The sequence below is a fragment of the Mucilaginibacter gilvus genome, from assembly GCF_004054195.1.
Lineage (GTDB): Bacteria > Bacteroidota > Bacteroidia > Sphingobacteriales > Sphingobacteriaceae > Mucilaginibacter > Mucilaginibacter gilvus.
Map to the genome: position 1 here is coordinate 203,841 of NZ_SBIW01000003.1, position 18,239 is coordinate 222,079.

The window sequence follows — 18,239 nt, forward strand, 5'->3', positions numbered from 1 at the left end:
GCCTTAAAGATATTAAAGCTTATAAACATCCGAAGGGTAAATTAAAATTAACTCTCTAAAGTGGGGCCGCCGCCGGTTGGGCAAAAAGGTGGGCAAGAGTTTACCAGGTCAACTGTGGCGCTTTTGTCCTCGCCTCCGTTTTCGCCGGGTATGGTATGCACCTCTTCGCCGTTAATAACCGGCACCAAAATCAATTTGGCGGTTAACGGGTCGGTTTCGTCTTCAAGGCCGATGTATGCTCTTACGGCTTCGGCGTTCGCACTGGCGGTAAGCAACGTTTGAATGGAAACAATAGGAATTAAGAAAGATCTGCCCACAAAAACTTGTTCAGAACTTGCAAGATAGGTGCGCCAGTTTGCTGCCCATGCTTTGGCTGTTGCTAAAGGAATGGTGCCATCCACGCTTTCATTTGAATTGGTTGAGTTACTCATGATAATTAGTTTAAAGTTAATATTAAGGGATAGATTAATTTTTGCGCGGCCATCAGTTACATAATTATACCCGATAGCAATGCGCCTTTATCGGCCTTTGTCGTTTGTAAATATATACTTCCTGTGGATATTGCTCATGAAATTTATCTGAATAGTGAGCGGGTTTGCACCTTAAATGTGCAATGAACAAAATGAATAAAAGCGGAAGATATGAGCTGATAAGCACCAAAGTGCTGACAGCCATGGGCTATATCACCGGAGTGTTATGAGTAAGGCATAGCGTTTGCGCCTAAATGTATCCTAAGCTTTAACTGGACTATGGCATTTATATTTATTGGCCTATGTAATTAACGGCTAAAGTGTTAAAATTTGAAACGTCAATTTTAACCATTAAAGCTATAGTATGTCAAGCCCTGAAGTCACTTACCAACGCGAAGATACATTGGATCCCGAAGAATTTGTTGATGTATTAAATCGCAGCACACTTGCCGAGCGCCGCCCAGTGGATGATATGGACAGGATTAATTTGATGTGCCAAAACGCCAACCTGTTTGTTACCGCCCGTATAGATGGCAAACTGGTAGGTATCGCCCGTTCTTTAAGCGATTTTGCTTTTTGTACCTACATGTCAGATCTGGCAGTTGACCAGGCTTATCAGCGCATGGGCATTGGTATCCGCTTAATAAAAGAAACCAAAAGGCATACCCCAAAGGCCAAGCTGATATTACTTGCCGCCCCTGCTGCTGTAGATTATTACCCAAAAACAGGCATGACTCGCTTTACGCATAGCTTTTTGCTGGATAATATTGATGATTTGAAAGTTTAAAGCACAAAACCATTAAAATGCCTGCACCCGAAGTTACCTACCAGCGCGAAGAAGCGCTGGATCCCGCAGAATATATTGATGTAATGGAACGCAGCACCCTAAGCGAACGCCGCCCCATTAACGATAGGCCCCGCATTGAGGCAATGTGCCGGCATGCGAACCTATTTGTAACAGCCCGACTTGATGGCAAACTGGTGGGCATAGCGCGCAGCTTTACCGATTTTGTTTTTTGCACCTACCTGTCCTGTCTCGCGGTAGACCAGGCACACCAGCGTCAGGGTATCGGTATCCGCCTGATAAAAGAAACAAAAAGGCATACACCAGCCGCCGAACTGATACTTCTGGCTGCTCCCGCCGCCGAAGGTTATTATCCAAAAACAGGAATGACCCGCTTTACCCACACCTTTTTACTGGACAATATTGATGATTTGAAAGTTTAGCATTGCATAGGCTTCATTAGGCACATATTATTTTCAATCGGCGAAAAAAATAGATAAATTCAAACGCCTGTTATAAATAGTGTTTTTGATCAGAAAGGCTTGTTTGGATAATGCAGCCAGGCAATACAAAAATTATAACCGCCATGAAATATTTTTCCTTCACTATTCTTTGCTTGTGCCTTTCGGTTTCTTTATTTGCCCAAAAAAAGGGGGAACTGGATTACACCATAGCGCCCTGGTTTAATAATAAAAAAGCGGCGGTTAGTTTAACTTTCGACGATGGTATCCCCGGTCAATACGCCGTTGCTGTGCCTTTGTTGGATAAATACGGCTTTAAGGGCACGTTTTTTATGTCGGTTTCAATTGTAAATAGCCAGCATATCAGCTGGGCAACCGTTAACAAAGCCGCTTTGGACGGGCACGAGATTGCCAATCATGCCTTAACTCATCCGCATTTTATCAAAATAGGTTTAGACACTATTGCCTGGGAGTCGGCCGAATCTACTAAGCAGATGGACGTGCTGGTGCCCTCGCAAAAAATGATAACGCATGCTTACCCATTTGGCGAGGGTGGTGGTAACACCGAGAAGGACAGGGCCATCCGTAAAACCGTTGCGCCGTATTTTATCGGCGCACGTGCTACGCAGAATAAACCCTACCCGTACAATACGTATGATTTCGCTAAAACCAACGACGATTACTATAATGTGAACAGCCAGATGATAGCTGATTCGGCATCTATGGCAAACTTCGGGAAATATATAGATGAAACCATTGCTGTCGGCGGCTGGTTCTGCCCAACCTATCATGGCATAGAGGATGGCTGGATAATTACGCCGGGAAAAATTTTCGCGCAGCATTTGATAGAACTGGAGAAGCGTAAGGATTCCGTTTGGATAGCGCCCTTTAAAAACGTGATCCAATATCATAAAGAACGTAACTCGGCTAATCTTAAATTAATTTCGAGGGAGAACCGAACCTGGAAATTAAGCCTTACCGATACACTGAGCAACCGACAAAATTGGGACCAGCCGCTTACCATTAACCTCAATACAAATGGCGCTGTTATTAAAGGCATTAGCCAAAAACGTAAAAAACTGCCCTTTAAGCAAAACGGGCAGTTTTTTACGTTTAATGCACTGCCGGGGAAAGACAATATCGAAGTGCAATTTGCCCCTAATGCAATTCGGTAATCCCTTAAATGCCTTTCCTGCAAATGGAATATCGCAATTACCCTTGCGCTTTTTATCCCCTCGTAACCATGACAGTGCATGACGGTTGTTGCTAACATTTTTTTTACATTGGCAACACCATATATAAACTTCTATTTCATGTAAAAATCAAATAAACATGCTCAATGCGTTTGTAACGCACACGGATAAATGCTACCTTTTGTCGCCCATTCATAAACCTCCGGCGGATGTTTGCACCCCGCTTTTTATCGTATAAAAATGAGAAGAATTTTTACCCTCGTTATCGTCTTTACGTTGGTTGCCACCTTTGCGCAGGCCCAAATTTCTGTAAACAAAATACTTTGCGAAAACCGCACCAACCCCATGGGGCTTGATAACACGCAGCCGCGTTTTACCTGGGAACTGGCATCTGCCGGGCATAATGTAAGCCAAACAGCCTACCAGGTAAGGGTAAGTACTTATCCCGATTTTAGAAAGCCTATCTGGAACTCGGGCAAGGTAGTGTCAGATTCATCTGTACATATTGCCTACAAGGGCACGGCGCTGACTTCGCATACAAAGTATTACTGGCAGGTAAAGGTTTGGGATAACAGTAAAAAGGCTTCGGCATGGAGCGAAACCGGCTATTGGATCTCCTCTCTTTTCAATACAACCGAATGGCAGGCAAAATGGATCGGTCCGGGTTTTAAGGAAGATAGTTTGCGGGCTTCGCCTATGTTCAGGAAAGTCTTTAGCTCTACAAAAAAGGTGAGTTCGGCAATTGCCTACATCACTGCGCACGGCTTGTACGAGGCCCAAATAAACGGGCACCGCGTTGGCGATGCCTACCTCACCCCGGGCTGGACAAGCTACGGCAAACGCCTGCAATACCAGGCTTATGATGTTACCGACCTGTTGGCCACAGGCAATAATGTTGTAGGGGTTACCCTCGGCAGCGGGTGGTACCGTGGATTAATAGGCTTTAGCAACAACCAAAATTTTTATGGAAAAGACGTTGCACTGCTATTTCAGCTGCATGTAACGTATACGGACGGTACTTCGGCAGTTATAAGCTCTGATGGGAGCTGGAAATCGTCTACAGGCGAGATCACCTACGCGGAAATTTATAACGGCGAAACCATTGATGCCCGTAAAATTAAAAAAGGCTGGGCGCTTAACGGCTATAACGATGCCGGTTGGAACAGTGCCCAGGTGATGGACTATGGCTTTAAAAATCTGCTGGCTACCTATAACGAGCCTGTTCGTAAGCACGAAACGTTTAAAACCCTGCGGGTGCTGAAAACGAAAAAGAACGAGCACCTGGTAGATTTTGGACAAAACCTGGTGGGTTGGGTGAAAATAAGGCTGAAAGGCAAAAAAGGGCAAAAGGTAACCATTTCTCACGCCGAAGTTTTGGATAAGGACGGCGATTTTTATACCGAGAATTTGCGTGCGGCCAAAGCGCAGGATACTTATATTTTAAGTGGCGAAGGAGTAGAGCTATTTGAACCGCACTTTACTTTCCATGGCTTTCAGTTTATTAAGGTAGAGGGGTACAACAACGACCTGAATCCCGACGATTTTACCGCGGTTGCTTTGTACTCAGACATGAACCCAACGGGCTCTTTCAGTTCATCAAACGCGCTGGTGAACCAATTACAGCACAACATCCAATGGGGGCAAAAAGGAAACTTTTTGGATGTGCCGACCGATTGCCCGCAGCGTGATGAGCGCTTGGGCTGGACGGGCGACGCGCAGGTATTCTCGCGTACTGCATCGTTTAATATGAATGTAGACAACTTCTTCGCTAAATGGCTGAAGGATATAACCGCCGACCAAACTGAAAAGGGCGCGGTACCATTTGTAATTCCGAATGTTTTGGGCAAAGGTGCAGCAGGCAGTGCAGGTTGGGGCGAGGCCGCTACCGTAATCCCCTGGAATATGTATGTAGCCTACGGCGATAAACAGGTGCTGAAAGATCAGTATGGCAGCATGAAAGCCTGGGTTGACTATATGAAGAGCCAGACTAAAGATGATCTGTGGAACACCGGTTTCCACTTTGGCGACTGGTTGTTTTACAGTGTGAACGACGATACGGACGGCACATCCGCCGTAACCGATAAATACCTGATAGCGCAATGCTTTTACGCCTACTCTACACAACTGCTTATAAATGCGGCGCAGGTGTTAGGTAAAACCGATGATTACGAAGCTTACGGGAAAAACCTAAAGCGCATAAAAGATGCATTTGTGCGGGAGTATGTAACCAGCAATGGCCGTATGGTATCTGGTACGCAAACCGCCTACGTGCTTGCGCTTAATTTTGATATGCTCCCTGTAGATCTGCGCCCTCAGGCGGCATCAAGGCTGGTAGACAACATTACAAAGTATAACAACCACCTTACCACCGGCTTTTTGGGTACGCCATACCTTTGCCATGTACTTAGCGAATTTGGCTATACCGATGAGGCTTATAAACTACTATTGCAGGACACCTACCCAAGCTGGCTATATCCTGTAAAAATGGGCGCTACCACTATTTGGGAGCGCTGGGACGGTATCAAACCCGATAAAACCTTCGAAACGCCGACGATGAACTCGTTTAACCATTATTCCTACGGCGCCATTGGCGATTGGATGTACCGCGTGATGGTTGGGTTGGATACCTATAACGATGGCCCGGGCTATAAGCATATAAAAATAATGCCTCACCCCGGTGGCGGCTTTACCAATGCATCGGCAAGTTTGCAAACTTACTACGGTACGGTGAGCTCGGCATGGGCTATAGGCGGCGATCAGCTTAATTTTGACATAGAGATCCCGGTTAACACTACAGCGTCGGTATTTATCCCGGCAAAAGATGCCGCGAGTGTGATGGATGGTGGCAAACCGCTAAAAAATGGCAAGCCTTACCAGCCGGCAAAAAGTAAAGAAAATTACATTATGGTAGAGCTTGGCTCGGGTAAGTACCATTATACGGTAACTAATTGAGATTAAAATGAGGTGCAATGATATGATCCAGTAATTGGTAAATAGGCAACTATTAATCTGTTTATTGATTACACGGAAAATCTACAAGGTGTTTATCACCTGCGTTATATCTGCGGACAGGTGACCATTCTCTACGCCTGATGTCCATTTGGTATTTAACTAAATCAATTTTAGGCCTTTTGTCACCACTCTTTGCTCCTTAATCTTCAAAATTAAGGATTCCATTCTTTCCCTGACACCACTGTAAGAGGGACATTAAAGCTGCCATTCCTTACTTGTAAAGTATCAATTGCCGTCGATCCTTGCGTTCTTTTTGAATCGAATTCAAAACGCCCTCTCATGTGCGTTTTGTTTATTTCTAATATCTCCACAAATCCATTAAAAGATTGAGTAGTGAAACTCTCGTTTGCGATACCTTTCTTCACCCAACCAAAAACTATCGCTGCAGCTCCATCATAGGGTATAAATGGGCTGGTATTGTCAAAAAAATATTTCCCATTTTTAGGATAATGCCTACTGGTAATATCTATCTTATATTGGATACTGTCGAGTAATTTCTCGGACTGAGAGAAAATATTTGTGACATGGTAATTTAAGGTATTATCATAGTCCATTTGAAACCAAGCGCCGTCTTTATCAGCGCTCCAGTCCATTCCGTTGATTTGGGCTTTCATGTAATAATCAGGGCTATCAATAGATTTTTTACTACACGAAATTAAAACTATGATACACCCGATAACTGACAATAAGAATAAAGGGTTGAGTTTTTTTTTTGACACTGTTTGAGTTTTTTTTGCCCTAAAATAATATTATAATTCATATTTCGATTCAAGGCTTTAATTGTTTAAATGTTTTTGGTAGATACTAAAAGTAAAACTTTTTACCTACTAATACAAATCCGCGCGCGGTCGGGCGTCTTCCCCTGACTGAAAACGTTGTCATCGTCCACTCTGACGAGTTTTAATAAGTAACCTCTAACAAGCTTTGCGGATCGGCGTTATCATATCCAACCATGTGTCCAGTCCTGTAGATCCAGCTAATGCCGGTTTCTTTTCGGCTGTGGTCGGTGTAATCAGGATGAGCGATAATGATTTTTTGTCTTAATGAACCCTCATTGATTCTATATTAAATCTAACGGATTATCTCAACTAACGCTTCATCCCAGCCGGAATTGAAACGGGAAGCAGTATGTGGGGGCTGAGTTTAGGTGAGGCCCTCAACCGTTATTAGACGGCGCGGCCCGCTTCAAACAGATGGGGCTGCCGTGATTTATTTACTACTTTGATGCCAGATGTTTTTAAAATATGTTGGTCTGCGGTTAACATCAACGACTGGCTTGCCAGCATTAATAAGCCGAATAATTTAAATTAGGCGTTATGTACTATACGATTACAATTGCTTTGTAAATACAAACCCCACCACACCTTCGCTGTAAGTAGGCATGATCAGCGTTTCCTTATTGGATTTATTATCGTGGAATAATTTGTTCCTGAACAACGGGTAAATAGCGTAAGCCGCTTTGGTAGATATTATGCCAAAACCTGCGCCGGCCACAATATCGCTAAACCAATGTTTGTGGTTATAAACCCTCAGTACCGCCGTTGCCGATGCGCAGGTGTAACCCAAAACGCCATACCAGGGCGATTTTTCGCCATATTCCTGCGCTATAAACTCGGCAGCCACAAAGGCACTGCCGGCGTGGCCGGATGGGAACGAAAGCCTATCGGCACCGTTTGGTCTAAGACGGCCGGAGGACTTCTTCAAACCGTAGGTAACCAAACCAAAAATACCTTCAGACATCCCCAATAATATCGAACGGTCAATAAACGTGTTTTTCCCATGCACTCCCGCGAAATTTAAGCCATACACCAAAGCGATAGGGGTATACTGCAAATAGTTCTCAATTGGGAAAAGGTTGCCGGGGTGGTCTTTCTGAGCTTCTCTATCTATAGTAAAATCGAGATTACGGATAGCCTTCACATTAAATGATAGCGCCCCGTAAGTAATAAAAACTGTAGGCGGTATAAATGATTGCCAGGTAGTGCGCAGATGCTTTACGGTATCCGGCAGCGCCAGCAAGTTGGCCGAATCTTTTTTTAACGAGTCTTTTGTACTAACCTTGATCTGTGCGTTAACACTTAACGATACAATGCTCAGGAGTATGATGATGATCTTTTTCAAAGAGGGTATATACTGGAAATTAAAAATGTTGCTAATTAGAAAAACAATCTGTAGAAACTCTGTATGCTGCTACATATTAAACAAAATGACATAGATATTAACAATTTGTTTTAGTTAGCTTAATATTGAGAATGGTTTTAAATAAGCAAATTTAATCCCGCTTACACTATTGCCCGGCTAAACTGATGTTTATGATGGCGACTATTTAGACTTGTAAACATGCATATTTTCAGCACACGATAAAGGATAAATGCCCGCGAGCGGGAGTCCAAAATAAACTTTTACTAAACAATCCTCTGTTCTTGTAGTTATCTATAAGTTAATAAACTTTAAAAAGTGTTGCTATGCGATAAACCATTACTCATTAATCAATCAATAAAAAACAGAAAATCTAAAACAGGAACAACATGAAAAGATCCATTTTTTTAGCAGCAGGCTTATTATTATTGAATTTGACGGCCAGCCGCGTATTTTCACAAACCACACAGGACACCACAAAAAAAACCACGCAGGATACCACTAAAGCAGCAGCCCCTGCTGTAGAAGGCGCGAGCGACGTAGTGGGCGCTTTGGCAAGTAATGCAGATTACAGTACCGCCTTAACCGCCGTAAAGGCAGCCAAGCTCGATTCAGTTTTAAAAGTAGGTGGCCCTTACACCATATTTGCACCACACAACAACGCTTTCAACGCCCTGCCCGCCGGTAAACTGGACAGCTTGCTTAAAGATCCCGTTAAACTTGGTGCCTTGTTAAAAGGCCATGTAGTTATGGGTAAATATGGTAAGAAAGAGATCATAGCCGCGTTAAAAGCAGGGAAAGGTAAAGCAGCCGTGACCACCTTAGACGGGCAAACGCTTACGCTATCGTTAGCTGGTAGTAAATTGCAGATAACCAATGCCGCCGGCAGTTCTGCCCAGGTTACCTTGTTTGACCTTGTTGGCGCTAACGGAATTGTTAATGGTATTAATGGCATCCTGATGCCTAAATAATCGCAATATGTTATATATGCAAAACCCGGCCAAAAGCCGGGTTTTGTGTTTTAAAAGCCTCGGTTAATGCTTTACATTTGGCACTAACAAATTCATACTATGCAAGAACCCAACGCCGCTTACTGGATAGAACAGTTATCGCTTTTGCCGCATCCCGAAGGTGGCTTTTATAAAGAAGTGTTCCGTTCAGCGCAACAGGTGAACAGGCTGGGTACCAGTACGCTCTTACAAGCCTGCACTTCCATTTATTACTTATTGGAGGGGGAAGATTATTCGGGGTTTCATAAAATTTCCTCCGACGAGATCTGGTATTTCCATAAAGGCGCACCGCTTATTGTGCATATAATAACCGCCGAAGGAGAACACCGTCCGCTGCAACTGTCAAACCAACCGGGTGGTAACTTATCTTTAGTTGTACCTGCAGGTTTGTGGTTTGCTGCAGAGGTGCCTGCTAAAAGGGACTATACACTGGTTAGCTGCGCCGTAGCGCCTGGCTTTGAATTCAGCGAATTTGAAATGGCGAAAAAGGAAGAATTGCTGAAAAACTATCCCGGCAATGATGAGTTGTTTGATCGCTTGTGCAGGCCTTAAATCTGTACGTTTTTTCGCATCTGCACATCAATCATCTTGTCCTGCCATCTGCTAAAAAATACCACCATGCAAATGGCACCGATGGTAGCAAAAAGCATATCGCTTTGAGTATCCCATATATCGCCCTGGGTGCCTAAAAAAGAATCGCCACTGGAGCCGGATGTCACCGATACAAACCACTCTATAAACTCATAGGTTACGCTGATGCTCATACAAACGCATACGGTTAAGAATGCCACCCAGCCTTTTTTGAGGATAACACCGCAACGGATGAATAACTCACGCGCTATAATAGCCGGTACAAAGCCTTGGGTAAAATGCCCTACTTTATCGTAATTATTGCGTGCCTGGTGGAAGGTGTCGCGGATCCAGTTGAAGGCCGGTACTTCGGCGTAAGTGTAATGCCCGCCAATAAACAAAATATAGCAATGCAGCAATATCATCACATAAGTTAAAAACGTGAACTGGAAGCGCTTGTAGGTTAGCATCAACACTATAAAACCAATTATGGCCGGGAAAACTTCCAGTATCCAGGTAAAATAATCGTGCGGGTTAATAGCCGATAGGATGAGACCGGCAAAAAATAGTATAATTAAAACTACATGCTTATTCATCCCGTAAGGTATAAAGAAAAAGCAAAAGTTTCTGGCGACGCTGCTTACAAAACGAGTTATTCTTTATCCTCCACAAAATTTACAGGCTGGCTTTCGTCAAAGGCTACGTAAACGCGTCTCCAGGGGTCGTCACCCTTCATTTTCCAGCGGTGGGCGGTTCCGGCAGTATCCATTGCTACTAATATTTCGCCGGGGTTTAACGTGAATTTTTCGCCGGGGAAGGTTTCAAATTCCAGTGTGCCCAGCAGGTTTATTACATACTGGCAGGCGGGTGCGTTATGCCAATCGTAAAACGAATGCGGCGGCGATTCCTGGAAGCGGATAGTAGCCGCCTGGTTAATTATTCCCTCGTTTACCGTTCCTGTTATAATATGTGAGTGTCCGTCTTCGCCGGTGTATAATTTGTAGGCTTTTAGCATGGGTTAATATAAACTGAGTGCCAAGCTAAAAATAAATGGCGGCATCGTAAAAAAGATCCTCACAAAGCCCCGATCATAATGATGGCGGTTATCTCTTATTTCGCCGGGTAACTGTATCGCGATTTTTTAAAAAAGATAATAAACAGGTACAAGAGGTAATTTTCGGGTATAAAGTTGTAGCTAACAATGAGTAGTTTTGTTTTGCTGTTAAAAACCAATTATAGCCAATTTAATGAAGAGAGTTTTATTGCTCAACTGCGTTTGCTTACTCGTTGCCGGTATTTTACTGTCGGGTACATACGCTTTTGGGCAGCAGTCTGTACAGTACTTAGGCATCGAACAGGGGCTCTCTAACAACGCCGTTACCAGTATTTATAAAGATCACCACGGTTTTGTTTGGATAGGCACCTATGATGGGCTTAACAAATATGACGGCAGTACCGTGAAAATTTTCAGGAATGTTTGGGAAGACGTGGGTTCGTTGAACGATAATCACGTTAACCGCCTGGCCGGCTCCGGAAACCATATTTTCGCGGGTACGCTAAAGGGCCTGGTTTACTTTGATTACGCCGATTCGCGCTTTCACCCGGTTTATTTTAAAGGCTCCGGAAGCACGGCCGTACAGAAAATAGCCAACAACATTACCGCTCTGCAAACTGATAATAAGGGGAATGTTTATGCCGGTACCGATTACGCCGGACTTTTTATTTGCCGTGCCGGCGATTCCATTAGTAAACAGATCCCACTGCCAAACGGCGATAAAACCTATAGTGTACAAGCCTTTTCTATTGATGATGCAAACTATATTTGGGTGTTTATACGCAACATAGGGCTGTGTAAGCTTAACAAGCAAAACAGTAAAATTGAAATAGTAAGCCAGGGCATTCAATATGCCAACTGTATTTTAACAGACGCCAGGCACCAGGTTTGGATAGGTACCGACAACGGCCTGTTTGCCTATAATTTAACAAGTAGATCACTCTCGAAAGTTACCGCGGCTAAGCTAAATAACGAAAATATTGTTGATATCAAATTTTCCAGATCGGGGGAGTTGTGGTTGGGGACAAACGGTGGAGGCGTAAATGTTTTAGATACGGCCAGCCACGCTGTTAGGTATATTGTTAGCGGCGCGGGCGATAATAACAACCTGCACAGCGATGCTATCAGTATGGTGTACCAGGATAACGAGCAGCGCATGTGGATTGCCACGCTTAGGGGAGGCGTGAGTTTTTTAGATAGCAGACGCAACCAGTTTAAACTGATCACGCATAATCCCTTCAATAAAAACAGCGTAGTTAATAACTTTATCATATCATTTTGCGAGGATTACTTGCATAACCTTTGGATAGGTACCGATGGAGGCGGATTAAGTTACTGGAACCGGAAAACCAACCAATTCACCAACTATGTACACAACTCAGATGCCGCGTCCCTGCGCAGTAATTTTGTGGTGAGCCTGGTACAGGATAAGAAAAAACAGCTTTGGGCGGCCATGTTTAGCGGCGGTATTGACAGGTTCGACGCGCAAACACAAAGATTTATTCATTACGATTGCTATAATAGTACCACCAAAGCCGTTGATAAAAACTTGTGGAAGCTTTACCTGGATAGCCACAATAATTTATGGGCCGGTACCACGCGCGGCGGTACGCTTTATAAATATAACCGAAAGGCCGATAAATTTGAAGTGTTTGACAATCAGCTAACTAATATCCACTCCATTTTTGAAGACCGCGCGGGTACGCTTTGGGCTGGCGATTATTCGCGACTGATAAAAATAGACACCGCAAACAAGCGACACCAATTTATTACGGTAAAAAACGCCGTCAGATCCATCACCGAGGACAACGAACGTAACTTGTGGGTGGGTACCGAGGGCGGAGGACTGTTACGATATAACATTGCGGCTAAAACTCTAAAGCGCTTTACGCGATCGGATGGTTTGCCCAGCAATTCGCTGCTGAATGTTGTTGTAGACGGCAGCGGGAAGTTATGGGCGAGCACTTACAATGGCCTAACAGAGTATAATGCTAAAAACAACACCTTTAAGAATTTCTACGCTTCAGACGGACTGCAAAGCAACCAATTTAACTTTAATGCCGCGGTAAGGTTAAGCTCCGGCGAATTGGCATTCGGCGGCATCAACGGCTTTAATATATTTTACCCGGATAGCATAAGCCTGGCCCTGCACCATCCCGAGTTAAAGTTTACCGGGCTGCAGATCAATAATAAACCGATAGATGGGAATGTAAATTATACCGATGGTAATGCCGTGGTGGACCTTAAACAAATTACGGTGCCGTATAACGAAGCCACGCTGGCCATTGACTATACCGCGCCCGAGTATTCTTTTCCTGATAAGCTGAATTATGCCTATTACCTGGAGAACTGGGATCATGGCTGGAACTACGTTGGCAAAATAAAAACAGCTTATTACAGCCGCTTAAACGAGGGCAAATACATATTGAGGGTAAAGGCTACCAACAGCGCCGGCGAATGGAACGGCAGGCAACTAACCCTGCAGATTACCGTTTTGCCCCCCTGGTTCCGTACCTGGTGGGCATACCTCCTTTACATTTCGGCATTATCTGCCGTTATTTATTGGTTTTGGTTGTACCGAATCAGGCAAACCAAACTAAAATACGAGGTAGAGATAGCCAATTTGAAGGTAGAGCGCGAAAAAGAATTGAACGAAAAGAAGCTATCCTTTTTTACTAATATCTCGCACGAGTTCCGTACGCCGCTTACGCTTATTATTAATCCGATAAAGGATCTATTGCAGAGCGATGGCAACAAACACAGCGATGAATTGAACACCATTTACCGCAACGCACGCCGTTTGTTGGGCCTGGTAGATCATCTGCTGCTTTTTAGAAAAACAGAAAGCGAGAATGACAGCCTTAACGTGGTAAACCTAAACTTTGCCAAACTATGCAACGATGTATACGCTTGCTTTTTGCACCAGGCAAAAATTAAAAGCATTAAATACAGTTATCATTCAAACGTTCAGGAGATTATTATAGCGGCAGATAGGGAGAAGATAGAGATCGCCATATTTAACCTCATCTCCAACGCCATAAAATTCACATCCATAGGCGGCGAGATAGATATCACCTTAGAGGAAAAAGATAAAAGTGTTATTTTAAAGGTGGAGGATAATGGCTGCGGTATAGCCCCGGGTATTGGCGAAAAGCTGTTTGATAAATTTTACCAGATAAAAGATAACACCTCGCTTAAAACCGGTTTTGGCATCGGGCTTTATTTATCCAAAAGCTTTATCAATAGCCACGATGGTACCATCTCTTACACGGGTAACAACCGTAATGGCACCACTTTTACAGTTAGCTTGCCAAAAAAACGCCTGCAGGAGTCAAACCCTCAACCGGAAAGCATCGAACCCGGCCAGCATTTAATTGACGAACTGATAACCGGCGACGCCGTACATGAAAGGCCGGCCGAAGAAGAAGTTGCTAATTTTGAACTGTTGATATCAGACAGGCAATCCATCCTTATTATTGACGATAACGAGCAATTGCGAGACTATATCCGCAAGATATTTAAGGAGCATTATAAAACCTTTGAGGCGAAAAGCGCCGAAGAAGGCCTGGAAATGATCAAAAAACACCTGCCCGATCTCGTTGTCAGCGATATTTCCATGGGTGCCCTTTCGGGTATAGATATGTGCCGCATTATAAAACAAGACTCATCGCTTAGCCACATCCCGGTTATATTGCTTACCGGCGATGGCAACCCCGAAGTTAAACTGAAAGGGATAGAGGTAGGGGCGATTGATTTTGTAACCAAGCCGTTTGAAAAAGACCTGCTTGTGGCACGTGTGCAGGGTATATTAAAGGACCGGCGCGAGCTGCAGAATTATTTTTATAACGAAGTAACGCTTAAATCTACCACGCGCAACATCTCCGAAGATCATAAAGAGTTTTTATATAAGTGCATAACCATTATCGAAAATTACCTGATGGAACCGAATTTCGACGTAAAAACCATCGCCGATGAAATGGGGATGAGCTACTCGAGCCTGTTTAAAAAAATAAAATCCATCAGCGGGCAGTCGGTAAATAATTTTGTGCGGTTTGTGCGCCTGCGCAAAGCCGCTGAGATGATGATCAATACCAATTGTAACGTTAACGAGGCCGCGTTTAACACCGGTTTTAATGATATTAAGTATTTCAGAGAACAGTTTATCAAGATGTTTGGTGTTAAGCCATCAGAGTTTATTAAACAGCACCGTCAGGCCTTCAATAAAAACTATTCTGTAGAGCAAACATTTCGCTAAAGAAAACTGCCAATTTGGTATTAAATGTATAGAAAACACTTAATTATCAATTTTACCCCCCTTAATTTTACAGTTTTACCCCTCTCTTCTTAAAAAGAAATACCCTTATTTCGTCTTAACCAATAACTGTAAGTTCTACATTTAATACTTGCGGTACAATTATAAAACCAACCAAACTAAACGAAATTAACCGCCCAACGAAGGACAGGAGTTGTCCTGCCCTATATGGATGAATTTGACCAACTGTAAATAAAAATCTATAAAAGCCAACAACCAACTAACAAACAATATGAGAAAAACAATTACAAATTTAATTCGCTTAACCTTACTTATGAGTGCGCTCATTATGGGTTTAGGCGGCGCATCTTATGCGCAAACCGTGCCTTTTACGGTAAAAGGTACTGTAGTTGATGATAAAGGCATCCCCGTACCCGGAGCAAGCATAGGCGTGGTGGGTACCTCGCAAGGTGCCGTTGCAGATGTTAACGGTAAGTTTACGTTATCATTAACAGGCCCCTCGACACTTAATGTGTCTTTTGTAGGTATGGCCACTAAAACAGTTAGCGTAAGCCAGGCAACCAATGCCCTTACCATTACGCTACTGAACAGCGGTAAAGACCTTGCCGAAGTAATAGTAGTAGGTTACGGTACACAAAAACGATCGGACGTTACCGGTTCGGTAACCTCAGTACCAAAACAACGCCTGTCGCAATTGCCGGTTACCAACGTATTGCAGGCTATTGAAGGTGCAGTTGCGGGTGTAACGGTTACCACTACTTCATCTGTACCGGGCAGCCAGCCTGCAGCGCTTATCAGGGGTCAAAACTCTATCAATGCCAACTCCGGCCCTTACGTGGTAGTCGACGGGATCCCGCTGAGCAAAACAGGCGGGTCGTTAAATGATATCAACTCTAATGATATCGCTTCGGTAGAGATCCTGAAAGATGCATCAGCCACCGCTATTTATGGTACTAATGGTTCTAATGGTGTAATATTAATTACTACCAAGCGTGGTAACACCGGCACACCGGTAATACGTTACAACGGGTATGGCGGTATTGATGATCTTTCACGTATCCTCACGCCACGAAACGGTGCTGAGTATATACAGAAATACGCCGACTTTTTAAAACAAACAAATACGCCACAAACCAGTCCTGTGCCAAACTTTGGCGAATTGGCTAATTATAACGCTGGCAAAACTACCGATTGGGTAAAGGAAACCACCCAGCAGGGTATCATACAAGATCATAACTTGAGCGTTTCGGGCGGTTCAAACGATGTGAAGTACTTTATCTCGGGCGACTATCTTGATCAAAAGGGCGTAATTAAAGGCTACCAGTTTAAACGTGTAGCTCTTCGCTCAAACCTGGACGTTAACGTAGCCAGCTTTTTAACTATAGGTACCTCGCTGTTTTTATCAAGCAATAACTATGATGGTGGCCGCGCCAATTTATTATTGGCTACTGCCATGAGCCCATACGGCCAGGAGTATAACGCCAACGGTACGTATGCCATTTACCCAATGAACCCCGAGCAATTGTACGTAAACCCGTTGTTGGGTTTAACTACCACGCAGCTAAGCCGCACAACCAATATCAATGGTAATGGCTATGCCGAAATTAAATTCCCTGGTGTGCTTACTGGTTTGAAATACCGTTTAAACGCTGGCTATACCTTCTTCCCCGAGCGCAGATCCAGCTATACTGGCCGGTCGGCAAACGATATGATAGGCACCGCCAGTAATTTTAACGCATCTACCAATAGCTACACACTGGAGAATATCCTGAGCTACGCTAAAGACTGGGGTAAACATCACCTTGATTTCACCGGCCTATACAGCTCACAGCAACGTAAATACAGTTCAACCACCGCAGGAGCAAGCGGCTTTATAAATGATGAATTGGGTGCCGATAACCTTGGTGCCGGTGCTACACAAACAAGCGGATCATACCGCGACAGGTACGCTTTAAACTCGCAAATGGGCAGGGTAAACTATTCTTACGATAGCCGTTACCTGTTAACCATTACCGCCCGCCGAGATGGTTCATCAGTATTTGGTGCAAATACTACCAAATATGGCGTGTTCCCTTCAGCTGCATTAGGCTGGAATATAAGTAATGAATCGTTCATGAAAAACTCTAAGGTGGTAGATAACCTTAAGCTAAGGTTATCCTACGGGCAAACAGGTAACGAGGCCATACCTGTATATCGTACTATTACAACAGACGGTACAGCGCGTTCGCCGTTCAATGGTATCAGCACCATAGGTGTGCTTGCGGGCAATTTGGGCAACAGTGCTTTGCGGTGGGAGAACACCAAAACCGCCAACATCGGTGTCGATTTCTCTTTGTTTAATAACCGTGTAAGCGGTACTGTTGATGCTTATCAAAATAAAACAAACGGCTTGTTGCTGCAAAGGAGCTTACCAATTGTTACCGGTTATTCTTTGGTATTTGATAATATTGGCAAAACCAAAAACAGGGGTATAGAGGTAACCCTGAACACGCATAACATCGACTCGAAGGATTTCCGTTGGGAAACTACCATTGTATTCGCTACCAACAAAAATCAGATCACCTACCTGTACGGTGATGGTAAAGACGATTTGGGCAACCGCTGGTTCCTGGGCAAACCCATCTACGTAGTGTATGATTATAAGTTGACCGGCATTTGGCAAACAGGAGAGGATGCCTCTAAACAAGACCCGGGTGCAAAACCAGGCGACCTTAAATTTGCCGACCTGAACGGCGATGGTAAAATAACACCAGATGGCGACAGGATGATATTGGGCCAAACCACCCCGAAATGGACAGGTGGTTTAACTAATACCTTCCATTATAAAAACATCAACCTTAGCGTATTTATACAAACCGCGCAGGGCATGATCAAAAACAACCCCGACCTTACCTATGGTGACGAAACCGGCCGCCGTAACACGCCTGCCGAAATTGGTTACTGGACAGCTGATAACAAAAGCAACACCCGCCCGGCTTTATCATACAATAATACAAGAGGCTACGGCTATGCTTCGGATGCGAGCTACACCCGTATAAAGGACATAACCCTGAGCTATGTGTTTGGGCAATCGGTTTTGCAGAAACTCCATGTAGGTGGATTGACAGTTTACGCCAGCGGGCGCAACCTACACACTTTTACCAACTGGATAGGCTGGGACCCTGAGAATAACTACTCCACAAGGGGCTCTGGCGACTGGACAAACAATTACCCGCTTACACGCACATTTATATTGGGCCTCAACGTGTCATTACGTTAACATTTAAAGAACAT

13 protein-coding genes are annotated in these 18,239 nt (G+C 44.0%); 8 read left to right on the forward strand and 5 right to left on the reverse strand.

Features of this window, described 5'->3' with window-relative positions; all coding sequences use genetic code 11:
* Positions 1-47: 47 nt before the first annotated feature.
* Positions 48-431 (reverse strand): hypothetical protein, encoded by a 384-nt coding sequence (locus EPL05_RS06945; RefSeq protein ID WP_128533233.1) that lies wholly within the window; start codon positions 429-431, stop codon positions 48-50.
* A 403-nt stretch (positions 432-834) separates the two neighbouring features.
* Here EPL05_RS06945 and EPL05_RS06950 point away from each other — a divergent pair, with 403 nt between their 5' ends.
* The 4 genes from EPL05_RS06950 to EPL05_RS06965 all read left to right on the forward strand — a co-directional run bounded on the left by EPL05_RS06950 (position 835) and on the right by EPL05_RS06965 (position 5,860).
* Positions 835-1,257, forward strand: coding sequence for a GNAT family N-acetyltransferase (locus tag EPL05_RS06950; RefSeq protein WP_128533234.1), 423 nt, complete (start codon positions 835-837; stop codon positions 1,255-1,257).
* Positions 1,258-1,274: 17 nt separating this feature from the next.
* Complete coding sequence (locus EPL05_RS06955; protein ID WP_128533235.1) at positions 1,275-1,697, forward strand: GNAT family N-acetyltransferase; 423 nt, start codon at positions 1,275-1,277, stop codon at positions 1,695-1,697.
* Positions 1,698-1,840: 143 nt separating this feature from the next.
* Complete coding sequence (locus EPL05_RS06960; RefSeq protein ID WP_166727654.1) at positions 1,841-2,890, forward strand: polysaccharide deacetylase family protein; 1,050 nt, start codon at positions 1,841-1,843, stop codon at positions 2,888-2,890.
* 258 nt (positions 2,891-3,148) lie between these two features.
* Entirely contained in the window at positions 3,149-5,860 is a 2,712-nt protein-coding gene (locus EPL05_RS06965; RefSeq protein ID WP_128533237.1) for an alpha-L-rhamnosidase, read from the forward strand.
* A gap of 212 nt (positions 5,861-6,072) precedes the next feature.
* On the opposite strand, the gene EPL05_RS06970 is transcribed toward EPL05_RS06965, so the two are convergent.
* A complete protein-coding gene (locus tag EPL05_RS06970; RefSeq protein WP_208394692.1) occupies positions 6,073-6,639 on the reverse strand; it encodes a hypothetical protein in 567 nt (188 codons plus the stop codon).
* Between the two features lie 610 nt (positions 6,640-7,249).
* Complete coding sequence (locus tag EPL05_RS06975; RefSeq protein WP_128533239.1) at positions 7,250-8,041, reverse strand: phosphatase PAP2 family protein; 792 nt, start codon at positions 8,039-8,041, stop codon at positions 7,250-7,252.
* A gap of 407 nt (positions 8,042-8,448) precedes the next feature.
* Here EPL05_RS06975 and EPL05_RS06980 point away from each other — a divergent pair, with 407 nt between their 5' ends.
* Together EPL05_RS06980 and EPL05_RS06985 are read left to right on the forward strand one after the other, a co-directional pair.
* Positions 8,449-9,030, forward strand: coding sequence for a fasciclin domain-containing protein (locus EPL05_RS06980; RefSeq protein WP_128533240.1), 582 nt, complete (start codon positions 8,449-8,451; stop codon positions 9,028-9,030).
* 99 nt (positions 9,031-9,129) lie between these two features.
* Entirely contained in the window at positions 9,130-9,621 is a 492-nt protein-coding gene (locus EPL05_RS06985) for a cupin domain-containing protein (protein ID WP_128533241.1), read from the forward strand.
* Here EPL05_RS06985 and EPL05_RS06990 read toward each other — a convergent pair.
* Positions 9,618-10,235 (reverse strand): DUF2238 domain-containing protein, encoded by a 618-nt coding sequence (locus EPL05_RS06990; protein ID WP_128533242.1) that lies wholly within the window; start codon positions 10,233-10,235, stop codon positions 9,618-9,620. The two genes, EPL05_RS06985 and EPL05_RS06990, sit on opposite strands and share 4 nt — an antisense overlap.
* A 56-nt stretch (positions 10,236-10,291) precedes the next feature.
* On the reverse strand, positions 10,292-10,654 hold the full coding sequence (locus EPL05_RS06995) for a cupin domain-containing protein (protein WP_128533243.1): 363 nt from the start codon (positions 10,652-10,654) through the stop codon (positions 10,292-10,294).
* Positions 10,655-10,886: 232 nt separating this feature from the next.
* Between EPL05_RS06995 and EPL05_RS07000 the strand changes: the two genes are divergently transcribed.
* Both EPL05_RS07000 and EPL05_RS07005 read left to right on the forward strand, forming a co-directional pair.
* The gene (locus EPL05_RS07000) at positions 10,887-14,948 is read left to right on the forward strand and encodes a hybrid sensor histidine kinase/response regulator transcription factor (protein WP_128533244.1); all 4,062 of its coding nucleotides are present in this window, start codon (positions 10,887-10,889) and stop codon (positions 14,946-14,948) included.
* 289 nt (positions 14,949-15,237) lie between these two features.
* Positions 15,238-18,225, forward strand: coding sequence for a SusC/RagA family TonB-linked outer membrane protein (locus EPL05_RS07005; RefSeq protein WP_243837238.1), 2,988 nt, complete (start codon positions 15,238-15,240; stop codon positions 18,223-18,225).
* The last annotated feature ends 14 nt before the right edge of the window (positions 18,226-18,239 follow it).